Source organism: Sulfurimonas sp. HSL-1656 (genome assembly GCF_039645585.1).
In the GTDB taxonomy this organism is placed as follows: Bacteria; Campylobacterota; Campylobacteria; order Campylobacterales; family Sulfurimonadaceae; genus Thiomicrolovo; species Thiomicrolovo subterrani.
Window position 1 is genome coordinate 866,615 of the sequence record NZ_CP147915.1, and the last position, 18,713, is coordinate 885,327.

21 protein-coding genes are annotated in these 18,713 nt (G+C 59.9%); 18 read left to right on the forward strand and 3 right to left on the reverse strand.

Translation table 11 applies throughout. The features are described 5' to 3' along the window. Positions 1 to 36: 36 nt before the first annotated feature. From ruvA to WCX49_RS04440, 13 genes are all read left to right on the forward strand, one after another. Positions 37 to 600: a Holliday junction branch migration protein RuvA gene (gene ruvA / locus WCX49_RS04380; protein WP_345986364.1), complete on the forward strand. Its 564-nt coding sequence runs from the start codon at positions 37 to 39 to the stop codon at positions 598 to 600. 8 nt (positions 601 to 608) lie between these two features. Continuing rightward, the gene (locus WCX49_RS04385; RefSeq protein WP_345986365.1) at positions 609 to 1,646 is read left to right on the forward strand and encodes a D-alanine--D-alanine ligase; all 1,038 of its coding nucleotides are present in this window, start codon (positions 609 to 611) and stop codon (positions 1,644 to 1,646) included. Then, complete coding sequence (locus WCX49_RS04390; protein WP_345986366.1) at positions 1,646 to 2,380, forward strand: alpha/beta hydrolase; 735 nt, start codon at positions 1,646 to 1,648, stop codon at positions 2,378 to 2,380. Before WCX49_RS04385 ends, WCX49_RS04390 begins: the two co-directional genes overlap by 1 nt. Continuing rightward, positions 2,377 to 3,819, forward strand: a complete 1,443-nt coding sequence (gene murF / locus WCX49_RS04395; RefSeq protein WP_345986367.1) for a UDP-N-acetylmuramoyl-tripeptide--D-alanyl-D-alanine ligase — start codon at positions 2,377 to 2,379, stop codon at positions 3,817 to 3,819. The genes WCX49_RS04390 and murF overlap by 4 nt, the downstream gene beginning before the upstream one ends. Positions 3,820 to 3,899: 80 nt before the next feature. Further along, complete coding sequence (locus tag WCX49_RS04400) at positions 3,900 to 6,131, forward strand: TIGR03545 family protein (RefSeq protein ID WP_345986368.1); 2,232 nt, start codon at positions 3,900 to 3,902, stop codon at positions 6,129 to 6,131. A 38-nt stretch (positions 6,132 to 6,169) separates the two neighbouring features. After that, positions 6,170 to 6,682 (forward strand): TlpA disulfide reductase family protein, encoded by a 513-nt coding sequence (locus WCX49_RS04405; RefSeq protein ID WP_345986369.1) that lies wholly within the window; start codon positions 6,170 to 6,172, stop codon positions 6,680 to 6,682. Between the two features lie 10 nt (positions 6,683 to 6,692). Continuing rightward, positions 6,693 to 7,199: a TRAP transporter small permease subunit gene (locus tag WCX49_RS04410; RefSeq protein WP_345986370.1), complete on the forward strand. Its 507-nt coding sequence runs from the start codon at positions 6,693 to 6,695 to the stop codon at positions 7,197 to 7,199. Next, on the forward strand, positions 7,196 to 8,479 hold the full coding sequence (locus WCX49_RS04415; protein ID WP_345986371.1) for a TRAP transporter large permease subunit: 1,284 nt from the start codon (positions 7,196 to 7,198) through the stop codon (positions 8,477 to 8,479). Before WCX49_RS04410 ends, WCX49_RS04415 begins: the two co-directional genes overlap by 4 nt. An 85-nt stretch (positions 8,480 to 8,564) precedes the next feature. Beyond that, on the forward strand, positions 8,565 to 9,074 hold the full coding sequence (locus tag WCX49_RS04420) for a hypothetical protein (protein ID WP_345986372.1): 510 nt from the start codon (positions 8,565 to 8,567) through the stop codon (positions 9,072 to 9,074). A 15-nt stretch (positions 9,075 to 9,089) separates the two neighbouring features. Next, positions 9,090 to 9,980: a thioesterase family protein gene (locus WCX49_RS04425; RefSeq protein WP_345986373.1), complete on the forward strand. Its 891-nt coding sequence runs from the start codon at positions 9,090 to 9,092 to the stop codon at positions 9,978 to 9,980. 68 nt (positions 9,981 to 10,048) lie between these two features. Further along, complete coding sequence (locus WCX49_RS04430; RefSeq protein ID WP_345986374.1) at positions 10,049 to 10,543, forward strand: HIT domain-containing protein; 495 nt, start codon at positions 10,049 to 10,051, stop codon at positions 10,541 to 10,543. 113 nt (positions 10,544 to 10,656) lie between these two features. Next, positions 10,657 to 11,166 (forward strand): tetratricopeptide repeat protein, encoded by a 510-nt coding sequence (locus tag WCX49_RS04435; protein ID WP_345986375.1) that lies wholly within the window; start codon positions 10,657 to 10,659, stop codon positions 11,164 to 11,166. A gap of 45 nt (positions 11,167 to 11,211) precedes the next feature. Next, a complete protein-coding gene (locus tag WCX49_RS04440; protein ID WP_345986783.1) occupies positions 11,212 to 11,514 on the forward strand; it encodes an MTH1187 family thiamine-binding protein in 303 nt (100 codons plus the stop codon). 72 nt (positions 11,515 to 11,586) lie between these two features. Here WCX49_RS04440 and WCX49_RS04445 read toward each other — a convergent pair whose 3' ends face one another. The 3 genes from WCX49_RS04445 to WCX49_RS04455 all read right to left on the reverse strand — a co-directional run bounded on the left by WCX49_RS04445 (position 11,587) and on the right by WCX49_RS04455 (position 13,160). Next, on the reverse strand, positions 11,587 to 11,796 hold the full coding sequence (locus WCX49_RS04445; RefSeq protein WP_345986376.1) for a hypothetical protein: 210 nt from the start codon (positions 11,794 to 11,796) through the stop codon (positions 11,587 to 11,589). A gap of 142 nt (positions 11,797 to 11,938) precedes the next feature. Further along, complete coding sequence (locus tag WCX49_RS04450; RefSeq protein ID WP_345986377.1) at positions 11,939 to 12,430, reverse strand: c-type cytochrome; 492 nt, start codon at positions 12,428 to 12,430, stop codon at positions 11,939 to 11,941. A gap of 97 nt (positions 12,431 to 12,527) precedes the next feature. Further along, positions 12,528 to 13,160, reverse strand: a complete 633-nt coding sequence (locus tag WCX49_RS04455; RefSeq protein ID WP_345986378.1) for a Crp/Fnr family transcriptional regulator — start codon at positions 13,158 to 13,160, stop codon at positions 12,528 to 12,530. Positions 13,161 to 13,259: 99 nt separating this feature from the next. On the opposite strand from WCX49_RS04455, the gene WCX49_RS04460 reads away from it, so the two are divergent. The 5 genes from WCX49_RS04460 to WCX49_RS04480 are packed head-to-tail and all read left to right on the forward strand — an operon-like array spanning position 13,260 to position 18,711. Beyond that, positions 13,260 to 14,399 (forward strand): succinyldiaminopimelate transaminase, encoded by a 1,140-nt coding sequence (locus tag WCX49_RS04460; protein ID WP_345986379.1) that lies wholly within the window; start codon positions 13,260 to 13,262, stop codon positions 14,397 to 14,399. Further along, entirely contained in the window at positions 14,392 to 14,877 is a 486-nt protein-coding gene (locus WCX49_RS04465; RefSeq protein ID WP_345986380.1) for a hypothetical protein, read from the forward strand. Before WCX49_RS04460 ends, WCX49_RS04465 begins: the two co-directional genes overlap by 8 nt. Then, on the forward strand, positions 14,874 to 16,181 hold the full coding sequence (murC, locus tag WCX49_RS04470) for a UDP-N-acetylmuramate--L-alanine ligase (protein WP_345986381.1): 1,308 nt from the start codon (positions 14,874 to 14,876) through the stop codon (positions 16,179 to 16,181). The genes WCX49_RS04465 and murC overlap by 4 nt, the downstream gene beginning before the upstream one ends. Next, complete coding sequence (locus WCX49_RS04475) at positions 16,178 to 16,507, forward strand: hypothetical protein (protein ID WP_345986382.1); 330 nt, start codon at positions 16,178 to 16,180, stop codon at positions 16,505 to 16,507. The genes murC and WCX49_RS04475 overlap by 4 nt, the downstream gene beginning before the upstream one ends. Continuing rightward, positions 16,504 to 18,711 (forward strand): endonuclease MutS2, encoded by a 2,208-nt coding sequence (locus WCX49_RS04480; protein WP_345986383.1) that lies wholly within the window; start codon positions 16,504 to 16,506, stop codon positions 18,709 to 18,711. The genes WCX49_RS04475 and WCX49_RS04480 overlap by 4 nt, the downstream gene beginning before the upstream one ends. The last annotated feature ends 2 nt before the right edge of the window (positions 18,712 to 18,713 follow it).

Sequence of the window (18,713 nt, forward strand, 5' to 3'; positions counted from 1 at the left end):
ATTACAATAACAACCAAATTGGCTGCAGGAGCGGGGATGATCGTCGGGATTGAAGGCGCGGTAGAACACAAAGAACCAACAGTGGTGCACCTGAACGTTTCGGGCCTGATCTACGAGGTCTTCATTTCGCTTCAGACCTACGGCGCCATCCGCGAATCCAGGGTCAAACTCCACACCTCCCACATTATCCGCGAAGATGCCCAGCTGCTGTTCGGTTTTTTTGAGAAGAGCGAAAAGGTGCTTTTCGAACGGCTCATCAAGATCAACGGCGTCGGCCCCAAGGTCGCGCAGGCGATCTGTTCGACCTTCACGCCGGCGCAGTTCGGGCAGGTGATCGCGGCCAGCGACATCGCCCAGCTCAAGCGCGTGCCCGGGATCGGCCCCAAGAGTGCAGGGCGGATCCTCGTGGAGCTGGCCGGCTTCGACATCGAGCTGACCGCCGGGCACGCGGCCGCCCCGGCCGCCTCCGGCGAAGCGGCACAGGCCCTGGAATCCCTGGGCTTCAAGAAAGAGGAAGTGGCCAAAGCCCTGGCCAAATGCGAAAGCACCGAGACTTCCGCCCTCGTCAAAGAGGCGCTCAAACTACTTCAGAAACTGTAAGGATCACCTTGAAATTAGCGATTGTATTCGGCGGCGCGAGTTACGAGCACGAAATCAGCATCGTCAGCGCCATCACCGTGATGGAGAAACTTTCCGGCTATGAGCTGACGTTCGTGTTCTGCGACCAGGACCACACTTTCTACATGATCGATCGCGGCAACATGAAGGCGAAGTATTTCGCCTCCGGCGACTATAAAAAGGCCCCGGTGCTGACCCTGACCAAAGGGGCGTTCGTCCAGAAGCGGCGCCTGGGTTCCACCGAGCATGCGATGCCGGTGCTGAACCTGATCCACGGCGCGGACGGCGAGGACGGAACGGTCGCGTCGCTGCTGTCGTTCTTCGACATTCCCTTCATCGGTCCGCGCACGGATGCCTCGGTACTGAGCTTCGACAAACGCATGACCAAGTGGTTCGCCGCGGGGCGCGGCGTCAAGACGGTGGCCTACGAGGAGCTGCATACGGCGGGGGCGCGCAAGGTGTCTACGCCGATGCCCTGCATCGTCAAGCCCTCGCGGCTGGGAAGCTCCATCGGGGTCAGCGTCGTCAAGAGCGCAGCGGAACTCGATTATGCCCTCGACGTCGCTTTCGAGTTCGACGACAGCGTTATCGTCGAGCCTTTTATCAACGGGGTCAAAGAGTACAACCTGGCGGGCTACCGCGGTGCGGAGGGGATCGTCTACTCCATCATCGAAGAGCCGCAGAAAAATGAATTCCTCGATTTCGACAAGAAGTACCTCGACTTCGCCCGCAGCGGAGAAGTCGGCAGCGCCGCGATCGACGACGTGCTGGCGGTGAAGCTCAAAATGGCATTCGCCTCCATCTACGAGGGGCTCTTCGAAGGGGCACTGATCCGCTGCGACTTCTTCGTCATCGACGGCGAGGTCTACCTCAACGAGATCAACCCCATCCCGGGTTCGATGGCAAACTACCTTTTCGCGGATTTCCCCGCGGCTATCAATGACCTGCTTTCAAACCTGCCGCGTACGCGCCGTCCGCAGGTCGATTACAAATACATCCACTCCATCAATGCAGCCAAAGGAAAATAGTGGCCCTTAAGACCCTCCAATACGCACAGCACACCTTCTCGATCAGTTACGAGATCATCAACCCCGGGGCAAAGCACACCATCGTTTTCCTGCACGGGTGGGGATCGAACAAAGAGCTGATGAAGCAGGCGTTCGGCCAAACGCTTGACACCTTCCGCCACGTCTATATCGACCTGCCGGGCTTCGGAAACTCGACCGCGCCGATCGCGCTCGACAGCGAGAACTATGCCGACATCATGGAGCTTTTCCTGGCGCAGATCAACGCCAATGACAAAGAGGTGATCGTCGGGCACTCCTTCGGCGGGAAGGTCGCGACCCTGCTGCGCCCCCGGCTGCTGGTGCTGCTCTCCTCCGCGGGGATCGTCTGGCCGAAGCCGCTGAAAGTGCGGGCGAAGATCGCCGCGTTCAAACTGCTCAAGACCCTGGGGCTGGCCCAGCTGCGGTCGCGTTTCGTCGCCGAGGACGCCAAGAGCCTCAACAAGGTAATGTACGAGACGTTCAAACGCGTCGTCAACGAAGATTTCTCCGGTACCTTCCGCCATTTCGGAGGGCGGGCCCTGCTGTGCTGGGGGCGCGAGGATACGGCGACGCCGATGAAGAGCGCGGAAAAGATCAACGGCCTCATCGCCGACAGCCGGCTTGTCGCGATGGAGGGGGACCACTACTTCTTCCTCAAACAGCCTGAAGCGGTGGCGGCCGAGATCGCCGCCGAGATTACGCGGAGCGTGAAGTGACCCCGGCGGCTCTGCAGACACTGGCGGTCGTGACCAACCTCGCGCTGGTGCTGACGCTGGGATGGTATCTCATCCTCAACCTGCAGTGGTACAGCTACAAGCTCGAGCGCGTCGTGCTCAACCACCACAAACGCAGCTGGCACCTTTTTTACTTCGTCACCCCTTTTCTCGCCTATTTCGTTCTGGGCGAATTTTTCCCGCTCTTTTTCCTCCTCTATCTGGGGGCCTTTATCTGGTGGTACGTGCGCCTGGACAAGAAGCTGGTTCTGACCTGGCGGGTCAAACGTTTCCTCATCCTGCTCGCTGCGCTGGCGCTGTTCGGCGATTTCCTCTGCCTTATCAAGAGCTGCGGTACGCTCCCCCTTTTCCTCCCGCTTCTGCTCGCGTGGCTGCTTTCGACGGGGATAGAAAAGTTTCTCTTCCTCGCCTATAAGCGGGAGGCGCAGCGCAAACTGGCCCGGCTGGAAAACCTGACGGTTGTCGCCGTGACGGGGAGCTACGGCAAAACGAGCATGAAGAACTTCATCGCCCAGCTGCTCGGGACGCAGTTCGAGGTTTACATGACGCCGCGCAGCGTCAATACCCTCGGCGGGATCATCAAAGATATCAACGAAGCCCTTCCCGAAACGGCCCGGGTATACGTCTGCGAAGCGGGCGCGCGCCGTCCCGGGGATATCCTCGAGATCGCGCAGCTGGTCGCACCGCACTATGCCGTCGTCGGCAAGGTCGGCCCGCAGCACCTGGAGTATTTCGGCGACCTGGAGACGATCGTGCGCACCAAGCTGGAGCTGATCCAGTCGCCGCGTCTGAAAGCGGCGTTCGTCCACTATGAAGCGACGGAAGAACCGCATGAAAACGTCCGTTTCTTCGGAACGGAGATCGAAAACATCGCCGCCGACCTGGAGGGGACGGCGTTCGACCTCGCCCTTGACGGGGAGCAGTTGCATCTGCACGCCCCGGTGCTCGGGGGCTTCAACGCCATCAATATCGAGGCCGCCGTGCTGATCGCCCGGGCGGTGGGGATGGATGATGCCGCCATCACCCGCGGGGTGGAAGCCCTGAAACCGGTCGAACACCGCCTGCAGCGCATCGATGCCGGCGGAAAGATCATCCTTGACGACGGCTATAACGGCAATATCGACGGGATGAAAGAGGGGATCCGCCTCTGTGCTTTGCACTCCGGGCGCAAGGTGATCGTCACCCCTGGCCTCGTGGAGAGCACGGAAGCCCTCAACCGCGAACTGATCGAAGCGATCAACGGGGTGTTCGACCTCGTGATCGTCACCGGGAAGCTCAATGCGGCGCAGTTCAAGGCGCAGCTGAAGATCGCCGACGCTCTCTACCTTGAAGAGAAGAGTACCCTGACCGCCGTCCTGGCCGAAAAGACCCGTCCAGGCGATATCATCTACTTCGCCAACGACGCCCCGAACTTTATCTAGGGGCCTCCGGTAACCGACGGCAAATTATTTTGTAATATAATACGGGCATTATCAACCGCCCCATAGCCAAAGGAGCCCCCATGCAATTTCTTCTCAAGCTTTTCAAAGCCCTGAACTCCGCCCAAAGCCCCTGGCAGGTGACACTGGCGATCACGCTCGGGATGATCGCGGGACTGACGCCGATCAGCGGCCTGCAGAATGCGGTAATCCTGCTGATTGCCTTCCTGCTCAATATCCACCTGGGGCTCTTCTTCGTCTCGGCAGCGCTTTTCGCCGGTATCGGCTACCTCTTCGACCCCTGGTTCGAACAGCTCGGCTACGCCATTCTCAGCAGCGAAGGGCTGCAGGGACTCTGGACGGGCTTTTACAACAACAGCTTCGTCCGCCTGACGCACTTCAACAATACCCTGGTCATGGGGGCGACAGTCGTCTCCCTGCTGCTGGCCGTACCGCTCTACCTCCTGCTGGGCTTTCTGATCGGGCGTTACCGTACCGTGCTGGCGGCATTCCTGGAACGGCGACCCGTCCTGGGGACCTTCGGTTTCCTCAAAGCGACGACGCACCTGGATCCGACGGTGCGCTGGTGGGGTGCGGGCCTCTACGTCGCCGGAGGGGGGATCGTCACTGCCGTCGCGCTGCTGGTCATCGACCCGCTGCTCAAATGGACGGTGGAAACGGGCGGCAGTTTCGCGCTGCAGCGTGATGTCCGTGTCGGCGCCGTCGATACCGATTTCAGCAAAGGCGCTGTCACGCTTCACCGCCTCGAAGTCGCGGGCAAAAAAGAGGGGGTCGATGCCGTTTCCGCGGACCTGATCAGTTTTGATGCCGATCTGGCGGCACTGCTGATGGACAAAGTACACATCGAGAAGATGATCATCAGCGGCGTCGGCTTCGATACCCCGGCGACACTGAAAAAATCCCCGGCGGAAGCAAAGGCGGCGGCGTCGGAAGAGGGTGCAGAAAGCGCATTCGCCCTCCCGACTTTTGAGTTCCCCGACCCCAAGACCCTCATTGCCAAAGCGGACCTGCAGTCGGTCAAGGTCTACAACGATGCGCAAAAAGAGATCGGCGAGATCAAGGCGCGCTGGGAGAAAGCCTCCAAGGAGGAACTGACCGCTGACAGCCTCTCCGATCTGCAGGCCGATCTGGACAAGCTCAAAACGATGAGCCAGTCAAAAGACCCGCAGTCGATGATCAAACTGGCCCAGGAGGCCAAGGCGTTCAAAGCAAAAGTAGAGGCACGTAAAAAGGCGCTCGCGCAGCTCAAGGCGGATTTCGACAACGACCGCAAACGCATTGCCTCATTGATGCAGCAGGTTAAAGACGCCCCGATGGCAGATTATAACCGCCTCAAATCGACCTATACCCTCGACGGGAACGGGGCGCTCAACGTCATCGGAGGACTCTTCGGCGAGAAGATCAAGGGCTACCTGGCGATGGCGCGCGAGTACTACGCGATGGTCTCTCCCTACCTCGGCAGTGCCGGGGGAGAGAACCCGCCGGAGGAGGCGGTACCGCCGCGGGGCGAAGGGCGCTGGATACGCTACCCGCAGACCGTGCCGAGCCCGGACATGCTGGTGGCCCTGACCCAGATCGACGGCCTCTTCAAAAGCCAGGCCTTCTCCGGCACCGTTAACGACATCTCTGACAACCAGAAGGCGCTGGGGCGCCCGCTGACGTTCAAGGCGACGAGTGACGGCCCGACGGTCAAGGGGCTCGTGCTTTCCGGCGAAGACAACCGCCTGGGCGACACGGTAAAGGACAGTGTCAACTTCAAGGCGATGCAAATTCCGCTGGATGCACTCGATATGAAACCGGTCATGCTGGACAAGAGCAACATGGCCATGACGGGAACGCTCAGCCTCAGCGACGCTTCTGCGCTTACCGGAAACGGCAGCTTCGCCTTCAGCAACGCGGCTATCACGGCCGAGGGGCTCAGCGGCAAAACGGGCGAGATCGTCTCGGGTATTTTGAGCGGAATCTCCGCGTTCAAGCTTGACACGGCCCTGGGCGGGACACTGACGGCACCGACCATCGGCGTCACATCCGACCTGGACCGCCAGATCTCCCAGGGGCTCGGCAAAGCGATGGGCAAAGAGCTTGAAAAGTACCAGGGTGAACTCAAGTCGCTGCTGGGCGGGGACACCGCGGCGCAGCTGGCCGACCTGAAAACGTCGGAGTCCGGTATCGCCGACGTCAACAAGCTTGTCGGCGACCAGAACACGATGCTCGGCAAGCTCGCGGAGGAAGCGGCCAAACTGGCCGGCGGCGGCGCGGTCGGCGACAAACTCAAAGGCGCGCTTCCGTTCTAGGAGTGTTGCCGGGTAGACTACAGGAAAATGGGAGAACAATGAAAAGAGTAATCATAATGGCGGCGGCGCTGCTGCTGATGTTCGGGGCGGCGGATGCCGCGGAGATGTTTACGCTCAAAGCGGCGGGCGAGAAGACGATCGTTGCGACGGAACTGTCCAACGGCATGCGTTTCAAAGGGTACGAGGGCAAACCGGTACTGGTGAACTTCTTCGGCAAACAGTGCCGCTACTGCAAGAAAGAGATCCCGCACCTCGTCGCAATGGAAAAACGCTACGGGAACAGAGTCGGCATTTTCGGTATCCATATGCAGGGACGCATGATGCCGCAGGACCGCATGCAATTGGCAGGGGCGGCAGGGTTCAACTACCCCGTATTCGAATACGAGGACAATATGGCGATCGTCCAGCATATCGGCTCACGGGCGCGTTTCAACGGCAGTATCCCCTTCAACATCATCTTTAACGGCAAAGGCGAGGTTTCCGAGATCGTCCCGGGCTATCTGAGCGATAAGGACCTTGAGATGATCTTCGACGAACTGCTGAAGAAGTGATCTGCCGGATATGACAGAGCAGGGGAAGTTTGCCTTTATCCGGCTGCTGATCCGTACGGTCGGCGCCTTGAGCGCAGCCGTCCTGGGCATGCTGGTGCTCCTGATCGTCTTTGACGCCACCCGACGCTACCTCTTCCATGAGGGCTCCGTCGCGCTGCAGGAGCTGGAGTGGCACCTCTTCGACGTAGTCATCATGCTCGGCGTCGCCTATGCGATGCACCGGGGGGCGCATGTCCGCGTCGATATCTTTTACGACCGTTTTTCCGACCGGACCAAGCATCTTGTCAACGTGGTGACGATGCTCTTTTTCGTGCTGCCGGTTTCCGTGCTGATCCTCTATGTCAGTTTCGACTTTGTCATGATGAGTTTTACCCAGATGGAGGCCTCATCCGATCCGGGCGGACTGCCGTACCGTTATCTCGTCAAAGCGCTCATTCCCCTCGCGTTTGCGCTGCTGATCCTGCAGGCGCTGCGTGAGCTGGTGAATGCCTGGCATGCACTGAAGGATAACGTGTGATCGCGCTGGCCATGTTCGTGATCGCGCTGGCGCTGCTGCTTTCGGGCATTCCCGTCGCCTTCGTCTTCGGCGGGGTTGCGCTGCTCTTTGCGCTGCTGATCCCCGAGATGGGATTGGGGGTCTTCAGCCTGCTGCCGTTCCGCATCTACGGCATCATGGGCAATACGACCCTGATGGCCGTCCCGCTCTTCATCGCGATGGGGCTGATCCTTGAGAAGTCGAAAATGGCCGAGAAGCTGCTGGAGACGATGAGCGGCCTTTTCGGCGGGCTGCGCGGCGGACTGGCCGTCAGCGTCGTGCTGGTCGGGACGATCCTGGCCGCTTCGACGGGTATCGTCAGCGCTTCGGTCGTGATGATGAGCATTATCGCCCTGCCGCTGATGCTGCAGGCCGGGTATAACAAGGGCCTTGCCTCGGGGACGGTCGCGGCCAGCGGCACACTCGGGCAGATCATTCCGCCCTCGATCATTCTCATCATCCTCGGCGACGTCATGAACGTCAGCGTCGGGGAACTCTTCATGGGGGCGGTGCTGCCGGGGCTGGTGCTCGTCGGCCTCTATATCGTCTATATCCTGGTCTATGCGGCGTTGAAACCCGAAGCGGCCCCGGCGGCGTCGCAGGGCGAACGTGTCGGTATTTTCAGAGCTTTGGCCGCGATCGCACCGCCGCTGCTGCTGATGGTCGCGGTCCTCGGCTCCATTTTCGCCGGGATCGCGTCACCGACGGAATCGGCGGCATTCGGCGTCGTCGGCGCGCTGCTGCTCAGCGCCCTCAACGGCACGTTCGGCCGCTCCATGGTCAGCTATGCGCTGCTGGAGACGGTCAAGCTCAGCGGGATGATCTTTATGATCCTGATCGGAGCGACGGCCTTCAGCCTCGTGTTCAACGAACTCGGCGGGAGCGATCTTGTCTTGGAGTTCTTCAGTCACGATATCGGGAACGTCTGGGTCTTTATCGGGGTCGCGATGCTGGCCATCTTCATCCTCGGTTTCTTCATCGACTTCATCGAGATCTCCTTTATCGTCGTACCGATCCTCGTGCCGGTCATGCACGCGTTCGGGATCGATCCGGTCTGGTTCGCGATCCTGATCGCGCTGAACCTGCAGGCCTCCTTCCTTACCCCGCCGTTCGGACTGGCGCTCTTCTTCCTCAAGGGGGCCGCCGGGACGATGGTGACGACGCTGCAGATCTACCGGGGAATCATCCCTTTTATCCTGCTGCAGCTGCTGGCGATCGTTATCGTTATGCTCTTCCCCGACCTCGTCTTCGCGTTCATATAGGCGGCATAGGTTGATGTCTGCCAGAATCACAGCGCAAAGACGGTTGTGGAAGGCAATACGGTCCAGGACTGGACTGGGAATTTTGTTGTCGGTTCTCCTGTTTCAGGGCTGTGCGAATGTCGTGCGTTTCGAGAAGCCCTCTCTGGTAGCACATGCCGAAAAGCTTGACGGCTCGGACGACGTCCTTTATTATTCCATCGGAATCGACTTCACCGAGACGGTAGCACCCGACATTGCAAAAGTGCGCCTGAAATTTACTCCCGAAACAGCGTCGTATGCGTTGTACGAACTGACGCCGGCAGTGGCGTCGCGCTATCTCGAACGATATCAGCCGCCGCCGCAATGGCCCGAAGCGTGGAAGCAGAGGGCGGCAAAAGACGATGCCTATGAGGGCAAAGGGATTTACATGAAATTTGCAGCGGGGCGGCTGGAGCGTCTCGGGCTCTGTTCGCACTGTGCCGGAGGGAGGGCAGCACCCATTGTCGGCACAGCGGACGGCGGTGCTTTTTACGCGCTGCCGCTGACGGAGCGGCAGATGGTCGAACTTTTCGGCGCACCTCTCAAACGTATGAAGGTACGTGAAGTCTATTACTAAATCCGGGGAACAGTGATGTCACATATTTTTTCAAGAACGTTCCGGGTCGACTGGTCCGATGCCAATGCCAACGGAGAGGTGCACCTGCCCACCTATTTCCGCTACCTGATCGAAACGGCCTGGTCCTGGGGGGCGGCGGTCGGACTCGGGATCGAGGACAGCCGGAAGCTCGGGCTGGTCTGGGTGGTCCGTGAAACGCAGATCACTCTGCTGCGGCCGCTCCTCCCCGACGACGAATTCGAACTGACCATCTGGCTGGCCCACTGGCGCAGGGTCCACGGCACGCGCTTTTTCGAAATTGTCCATAAGGCGAGTGGGGAGGTTGTCGCGCAGGGGGCGCAGGAGGTCGTTACGCTCAACCCGGCGAACATGCGCCCCAAAGCGGTCCCCGATACCATTGTGGAACGTCTGACGACGACGACACCCCGGACGGTTCCGCACCGGCCCTTCCCGAAGCTGACGATGGAGGGGCGCCGAACGATTCAGCGGCGGCGGACCGTGGAGTGGCAGGACCTGGATACGCTTGAACATGTCAATAATACCCGTTACGTCGCTTTCGCCGAAGATGCCGTCGTTACGGCATTGGCCGGTTTCGGGTGGGGCCCTGCGGCGCTTAAAGCAGAGGGGATGGCGCTGCGGAACCGTCATATCCATATCCAGTACCTGGTACCGGCGGTCTGGGGGGAGATGCTGGAGATGACGATGGCGCTCACGGCATTGGGCATGGATGGCGGTGAATGGGCCGTCGCGATTGTGCGTGCATCCGATCATACCCCGATTGCACGGTGCGTCATCGCCTGGGAGATTTTCCAGACAGCCGAGGGCTCAACCCGGCCGATGCCGGAGGCACTGTACCGGCAGCTGACGGCGTACGCAGCCGTGCCTACCGAAACACCACAGGCTTAAGCGTGCTTGCGGGGAACCTTCCCCGGAGACGCTTCCATCTGCCGATGAGAATGCGCTATACTCCCCAGATGAAAGAGATTCTTTATGCGCCGTGGCGCACGGACTATATCAGCGGGCAGACGATCGAAGGGTGCGTTTTCTGCCATATCAGCGAACATGCCGACGCCGACGCCGAACTGCATGTCCTCTATCGCGACGAACACTGCTTTGTCGTCATGAACCGCTACCCCTACACACCCGGCCATTTCATGATCATCCCCCACGTTCATACGGATGCGCTTGAAACACTGGCGCCCGAGGCGTGGCTGCGGATCAGCGCCCTGGCGCAGCAGGGGGTGCGTATGCTCAAAGAGGGGTTCGGCGCACAGGGCGTCAATATCGGCATGAACCTCGGAAAAGCCGGCGGGGCGGGGATTGCCGAACATATTCACCTGCACCTCGTACCGCGCTGGGAGCGGGATACGAACTTTATTACCGCCGTGGCCGGGACCCGGGTCTATTCGACGGATTTCGAACGGATCTACCGCCGGCTGCTGGAACTGGCTCCGCGCTATTTCGTGTGACATCCGGCCTCGATATTTTTGTGAGATAAAAAAAGTTTGATTTCTTGTTTAATTTTATGTTCAATAGATATCAGATAGCATAGTGCAATCTATATGTGAAAGTGGGTATATCCATGAAAGCAGTAATCGCAGCCCTGACATTTCTGATGTGGACGGCGCTTTTTGCGGCCGAAGGGGAAGCATCGACGAAGACGAGCACGGTCAACTGGTATAAAATGGCTGCCTCGCAGGGAAATGCGGAAGCGCAGTTCTACCTCGGCGTAATGTACAGCCGGGGTGCCGGCGTGACCAAGAACGATGACCTCGCGGTCTACTGGTATAAAAAAGCCGCGGCACAGGAACATGCGGAGGCGCAGTTGAACCTGGGCTATATGTATGAAACCGGCAACGGCGTCAAAAAGAATTACGGCGAAGCGGTGCAGTGGTACCAGCGCGCGGCGGACAACGGCAGCACGGTGGCGATGAACAACCTCGGGATCATGCACATGATGGGTCTGGGGGTCAAAAAAGACAGCACCAAAGCCTACCGTTACTGGCGCAAGGCGGCCCAGAAGGGCAATAACAACGCCTGGGACAACATTGAAAAACTGCGCCGCCTTGAGCCGCAGGCCTGCCTTGACTGAGGCTTGAAGGAGTAACGCTTGACATCCGTATTGCTTGAATTTTCCATGTTCCCCACCAGCGGCGACTGCCGGGACGGTGCCTCCGTCTCCGCCTATGTCAGCCGCATCATCGATATGATCGACCGCAGCGGGCTGCCCTACCAGCTCACCCCGATGGGAACCATTGTCGAGACGGGAAGCGTCAAAGAGGCGCTTGCCGTCGTGGAGAAAGCCTACGATGTCCTGGGCGAGGAGTGCGAACGGGTCTATTCGTCGCTGAAACTTGATATCCGGAAAGGCAAAGCAGGGCGCTTAAAAGGGAAGATCGATTCCGTACAGCGGGAGTTGGGCAGGGACGTCAGCCACTGACTGCTGCCGAAGCGAACCGGGTGTGAATTCAGGTATACGGGCTTTACCCGAATACCGTAGCGATCAGGAAAATCATCCGTTTCCGTCGTGGTCGTGTTCGGCGTGGTGCGCGTGAAGCTCCATCGTAATACCCGAATGGATGAAGAGTGCGAAAGCGATCACCGTATAGATCAGTTTGCCCGTTGTGTCTCCCATCATGCTCCAGACAATCCCGAAAACGAATGCGACTGAAAAGATGATAAACCAGTTGCGGTCGCGCTGAAACTGCGTTAAATCCTTCATGTGAAAACCCTCCTCAGTGTGAAAGAAAAATAAGTATAACCTATTTTTTCTTGCGGGTCAGCACGTAGAGGAAGATCGCACCGATGACGAGAAAAATGACGAGTTTGATCTGGGTCTCTTCCATCGTCTGCATGGCCGGACCTCAGTGCGTTTTAACGTAGAGGTTGGCGATGTATTCGGAGAGGGCCTCGACCTGGACCGGGCTCAGCTCTTTGACCTGGTTCTGCATCAGGGTCTTCATGGCACCGCCGTAGGTGCCTTTCTGGTAGCCGATGATGGCGTCGGCGATGCGCTTGCTCTCCCACTCGCCGATGACGGCGGACTGGTTCAGTGCCATTTTCTCGGCGTGGTTGCCGTGGCAGGCGGCGCACTTCTGGAAGAGTTCGGCCGGAGCGGCTTCGGCGACGGGTGCGCTTTCCGCTGCCGGGGCCGCTGCAGGTGCCGTTTCGGCAACAGGCGCCGCCGGCGCGACAGAGGTGTTGTCTGCAACTTCCGCTACCGGTGCCGGGGTGGCTGCCGGCGCAGGCGTTTCAACGGGGGCTGCGGCTTGGGGTGTGGCCTCGGGCTGTGTCTTCGGTGAATCGTTACAGCCGGCGAGCAGGAGTAGGGCGGCTGTAAAAGCAATGGTTCTCATCAAAGGGAGCCTTTTTAAAAAGATGCCGCCATTGTACACTGTTAGAGCATTTGGGTCAAAGGTGCGGATGAAGTTTGTTCCGCTGTATAAATTCACTTTAAGTAAAGTGCGTAGTTTCGGGGCATTGGAGCAGTTCGATCATGCCCCGGTGCAGCGTGACGATTCCGTTGTGCTCGAACTCTTTGAGCAGGCGGCTGATCACCTCCCGCGATGAGCCGAGGTGTGCGGCGAGTTTTTCATGGGTGATGGGGATTCGGCGTATATTCTGGGCCTGCAGCCACTCCAGAAGGCGGTCGTCGAGTTTCTTGAAACGCACATCCTCGACCAGCCCTGCCATGCATTCGAGCCGCCTGGCAAAGAGGGCGAAAATATAGTCCTGGTAAACAGCTTCGGCCGTATAGAGCCGCTTGACGACGTCGGCGGGAAAAAGATAGCCGCTGATCGGCCCGTCGGCGACGGCGGTTCCGATGGCGGGGGTGTCGGTAAAGGCGCTGTTGAGGTTGACGTTGCACTGTTCGCCGGGGCCGAGGAAATAGAGGGTGATCTCCTGTCCCGACTCATGCTGCCGGAAGACGCGGACGTTCCCCTCGGTGAGAAAAAGGATCTCCCTGCAGCGGTCCCCCTGCCGGAAGAGTTCCATGCCTCCCTCAAGCCGGATCGCCCCGGCGTGGGCGTCGATCAGTTTTCTGGAATCACGTCCGAGGCGGCCGTAGCAGGGGAAGCATTCCATCACGTTCCTTTCGGGGGTTCGGGCCCCCCGGTGCTGCAAAAGTATAGCAGATTCTAATGGGCCGCAAAGTATAATAGAGCAAAAAAAATCAGGACGAGAATGCAGTTTGAATCCTACCCGTTCGAAAAACTGAGTGCCCTGCTCGATCCCATCGAGCCCAACAGTGCCTACGCCCCGCTGACACTGACCATCGGGGAGCCGCAGTTCGAGACCCCTGCCTTTATCCGCAACGCGCTGTGCGGCAGTGCCGATACGCTGCGCCGTTACCCGAAAACGGCGGGCGAAGAGATCCTTAACGGCGCCATGCGCGATTTCGTCGCCCGCCGTTTCGGGGTGACGCTGGCAAACGATCAGCTCGTCTCCAGCTTCGGGACCCGGGAAGTCCTTTTCAATTTCCCGCAGTACCTGCTGTTCGACAAGCCCGATCCGGTCATGACTTTTACGAACCCCTTCTACCAGATCTATGAAGGGGCCGCGATCGCGAGCCGCGCGAAGGTAAATTACCTCAACCTCGATGCCTCCAACGGGTTCAAACCGCAGGTCGACCCGGCGGTGCTTCGGGCCAGCAACCTGGTGATCCTCAATTTCCCGAACAACCCCACCAGCAGCTGCCTCTCCGTCGAAGAGCTCGGGGAATGGGTCAAGCTGGCGCTGGAGTACGATTTCGTCCTCCTCAACGACGAGTGCTACAGCGAGATCTATCCGCATGAAGCCCCGGCAGGCATCCTCGAGGCGAGTGCCGCCGTCGGCAACACGGCGTTCAAGAACGTGCTGGCGCTCAACTCCATCTCCAAACGCTCCAGCGCGCCGGGGCTGCGCAGCGGCTTCCTAGCCGGGGATGCAACGATCCTCGAAGGGTACCGCCAGTACCGCACCTATATCGGCTGCGCCTCGCCGCTGCCGCTGCAGACGGCCGCGGCGGCGGCCTGGGCGGATGAAGCCCATGTCGCAGAGGCCCGGGCCGTTTACCGTGCGAACTTCGAGATCGCGCGGGAGATCCTCGGCACGGAGGTTCCGGAGGCGACTTTCTACCTTTGGCTGGAAGTGGACGATGCCATCGCCTTTACCGAAAAGCTCTACCGTGACTACAACCTGAAGGTTCTGCCGGGTGAATACCTGGCACGCACCGACCTCAACGGCAACAACCCGGGAAGAGGGCGTATCCGTATCGCCCTCGTCGAGAGCCCGGAACGCACGCGCATGGCGCTCGAACGCATCAAGGAGGCGATGAATGGATAAGACTGAAGCCCTGAAAGAAAAAATCCTCAAGGCGCAGGAGGCGGCGGATATCGCCGGCCTCTACGTGCTGGAGCAGGAAGCGAACGAGTGTTTTGACGAGCAGACGCTGATCGCCTATTACGCCAACATTCTCGACCTGGCGCTGGAAAACCTGACCGACGCCCTGGGGAGCGCACGCCGTATGCAGATGACCGAGGTCAAGGACTTCGCCACGCTGCGGGCCCTTTACGAGTATGCCGTCGAGCACTACAGCGCGGGCAAAGCGTCAGATGCGGCGGCGCTCTTCGAGATCCTTGCGGGCCTCAGCGACGACGCGCGCTTTTCCGAGGCGATGACGCAGCACCAGGGCTTTGCAGAACGGCTCCCCGATTTCGGACAGTTCCTGGATGACGCGGCAGACCTGGAAGCAACCCAGCGCAACGGGACCTTCTACATCAGTGCGTTCCGCACCGACGGGAACGGGACGGGCGAATCGTGAAGATCCATTTTATCGGCATCGGTGGGATCGGCATCTCCGGTCTCGCGCAGTACATGGACCACAAGGGCAACACGGTCAGCGGCAGCGACATCGCCGACAACCGTATCGTCAAACAGCTCCGCTCCAAAGGGATCGCCATTACCATTCCCCACGACGCGAGCGCGATCACGGATCAGGACCTTGTGGTGCATTCGGCCATCATCAAACCGACCAATGTCGAAGTGATAGCGGCGCAGGAAAAAGGGATCGAGGTGCTGCCGCGCCGTGAAGCGCTGCTGCGCATTCTCCAGGATAAAGAGGTCTACGCCGTGGCCGGTGCGCACGGCAAGAGTACGACCTCGGCGATCCTCGCGGCGATCATGGAAGGTTCCGCCATCATCGGGGCCGAGTCCAAGGCTTTCGGTTCCAACGTCCGGTACGACGATACGAACGAACGGCTCATTTTCGAAGCGGATGAAAGTGACGGCAGTTTTCTCAACTCCAACCCCTACTGTGCCATCGTGACCAATGCCGAACCGGAGCACATGGAGTATTACGAGTACGACTACGAACGCTTCTATGACGCCTACCGTCGCTTTATCGCTTCTGCTGCGATCCGCGTGATCAACGCGGAAGACGAATTTCTCGGGACGATCGAAGGGGATGCGATCCGGCTTTATCCCAGCCGCGATATCTCCGAGGTCGAATACGTGCTGCACGACGGGGAGCCGCATACGCGTTTCCGCCTGAAAGCGCTTGGGACGTTCGACGTCTGGGGCTTCGGCGAGCATATCGCCCTGGATGCGGCGCTGGCGATCCTTGCCGCGGCAGAGACGATGCCGGTCGAGACGGTACGCGAACGTATCCTCGGATACCGGGGGATCAAAAAGCGCTTTGATATCATCGACAGCCGCGGCGGCTGCGTGCTGATCGACGATTACGGCCACCATCCCACGGAGATCGCGGCGACGATGGCATCGGCACGGACCTACGCCCGCATGCTGGGCCTGGAGTCGGTGACGGCCGTCTGGCAGCCGCACAAATACTCCCGCACCATCGATAACCTCGAGGCGTTTTCCCACTGCTTCGAAGGGGTGGACCGCCTGATCATCCTGCCGGTATGGGCGGCGGGGGAAGAGCCCCGCATCATCGATTTCGAAGGGGTGTTCGCCGCGTACAGCCCGCTGCTGGCCGACCGGGTTAAACGCCGGGGCTGCGGCCTGGAGGTCCTGAAAGAGGATACAATGGTGCAGCAGCTGGAATCGGGCCTGATCATCGGGTTCGGTGCCGGCGATATCACCTACCAGCTCCGGGGAGAAAAATGAGTTACCTCTACATCGTCGCCGTCATCGCGCTGCTGTATGCGGGGATGCACTTCTTTACCGAGCTCTCCCACCGCCAGAAGCTCTCAATGGCCGGCGTGCTGCTGCTGATCATCGCGGGGGGCGTGGCCTGGAACCAGTCGGTCGATGCGCAGCAGGAGCATGTCCGTGCCGTCATTTTGAAGTTCAACCAGCACCAGACGCTTGAGTGCAGGGGGGTGGAGGTCAATGATCGTACCTTTACCCTCAGCGTCGGGACCCAGAGCTTCATCGCCCACGCGGGGACGCCCCATGCCGGGCAGATTTTCGACGCCGCAGGGTGCCGATGAGCGCATTCGGCCATCTGCTCGATCAGCTTGATCTGCAGGCCCACGTGGCCGAGATCGAGAGCTTTCTCAGCCGGAAAAAACCCCTCTATATCGAAGGTGACCAGGGGCGTCACTACCAGTTCATCCGCGCCCTCGACGCCCTCGAATTTCCCGCCCCGCCGAAAACGACTGCGTTCGACACGATCCTGATCCACCTGAAAAAGCAGGGGGTGCTCAGTTTCGAACAGATCTTCGAGCTCATCAAGGTCGTGCGCTACTTTCGCACCCTGCGAAACCGCGGCTTCGAGGGGATCATCGGCGAATGGATGGCTTCCGTCATCGTCCCGGATACGTTCAAAGAGGTCGAACGCCACTTTGACGAAAAGGGCCACTTCAAAGAGGAACTCGATGAGGAGCTCTATGCCATCGCCGAGCGGATCAAGGCGCAGAAGGGCGATATCGCGGTACAGATGAAAGGGCTGCTCTATGCGGACAATCTGCGAAGCTACCTCGTCGACACCCAGGTGCACTATGTCAACGACGAGGAGTGCCTCCTGGTGCGCGGCGGTTTCGGCGCCGTGTTCAAAGGGAGCGTCGTGGGCCGGACGGGGGCAGGCTTTTTCTATGTGACGCCCGACAGCCTGCTCAAAAGCAAAGAGCAGATCCGTGCCCTGACCCAGGAGCGCGATGCCCGTTACTACGAGTACGCCAAAGGCTTTTCGGCACAGCTGCGCGAGCTGCAGCCCTTCATCGGTTTTATCGACAAAGAGTTCGACCGCCTGGACCACTACCAGGCGCGCGTGCTGTTTGCCCGTGCGAAAGGGCTGCATATCGTCGCGGCACAGCAGGGCGATGCCATCGTCCTGGAGTCGTTCGAGCATCCCGCCCTCTCCAACCCCAAACCCGTCAGCCTCGACTTCAGTGCCTCGGTGCTGATGATCACCGGGGTCAACGCGGGGGGAAAGACGATGCTGCTCAAATCGATCCTTTCCGCGGCGCTGATGGCCAAATATCTGCTGCCGATGAAGCTTAACCCCCACCGCTCCCGCATCGGCTCCTTCAAACAGATCGAAGCGGTCATCGACGACCCCCAGAACGTCCGAAACGACATCTCCACCTTCGCCGGGCGGATGCAGCAGTTCTCCCGGCTCTTCGAGCGTAAGTCGGCGCTGGTCGGGGTCGACGAGATCGAACTGGGAACGGACAGCGACGAAGCGGCGGCGCTGTTCAAGGTGATCCTCGACGACCTGATCCGGCGCGGCCAGAAGATCGTCGTCACGACCCACCACAAGCGGCTCGCTTCCCTGATGGCGGACCGCGACGACGTCGAACTGGTCGCGGCCGTCTACGACGAGGAGCGCCGGGTCCCGACCTACGAGTTCCTGCAGGGGATCATCGGCAAGAGCTACGCCTTTGAGACGGCCCTGCGCTACGGGATCGCCCAGGGGATCGTCAACAGGGCCAAAGAGGTCTACGGCGAGCAGCACGAGAAGCTCAATCTTCTCATCGAGCGCGGCAGCGAACTGGAGCGGGGGCTGCGGCGCAAGCATGCCGAGGTGGACGAGCGTCTGGAACAGCTCGACGAACGGGAACGTTCCCTCAAAGAGGAGCGTGAAACGCTGCGGCGTGAGTATGAAGGGCTGGAGCGCCGGCTGCGGGGCGAGTTCCAGCAGGCGATCGAGAGCGCCAAGCAGGCGGCCAAGGCGGGGGATACGGCGGCGATCCACCGCGCGATGAACGAAGCGAACCGGCAGCTGCCGCAAAAGCAGGAGCCGCCGCAGAAGAGCACCCCGGTCGCGTTCAACGTCGGCGACGCCGTCAAGTACCGCAAGCAGCGCGGCGTCATCGTCGCACTGAAGGAGAAGGAGGCGACGATCGAAGTCGAGGGGATGCGGCTGCGCGTGAGGCGCAACGAGCTCAAGCCTGCCGGAAAGGCGGCGGTTCCCAAACCGAAAGTGCAGGTGAGCAACAAGGTCGAAAAACGCGGCGGCCTCAAGCTCGACCTGCACGGCATGCGGGCCGAACAGGCCCGTGAGAAGATGGATGTCTTCATCTCCGATGCGCTGATCCAGGGGTGGGACGAGGTGATCATCTACCACGGCATCGGCACGGGCAAACTCGCCTATGCCGTCAAAGAGTTCCTCAAAGAGCACCCCAGCGTCAAAAGCTTCGAGGACGCCCCCCCGCAGCTGGGCGGTTTCGGGGCAAAAATCGTTTACCTCTGATA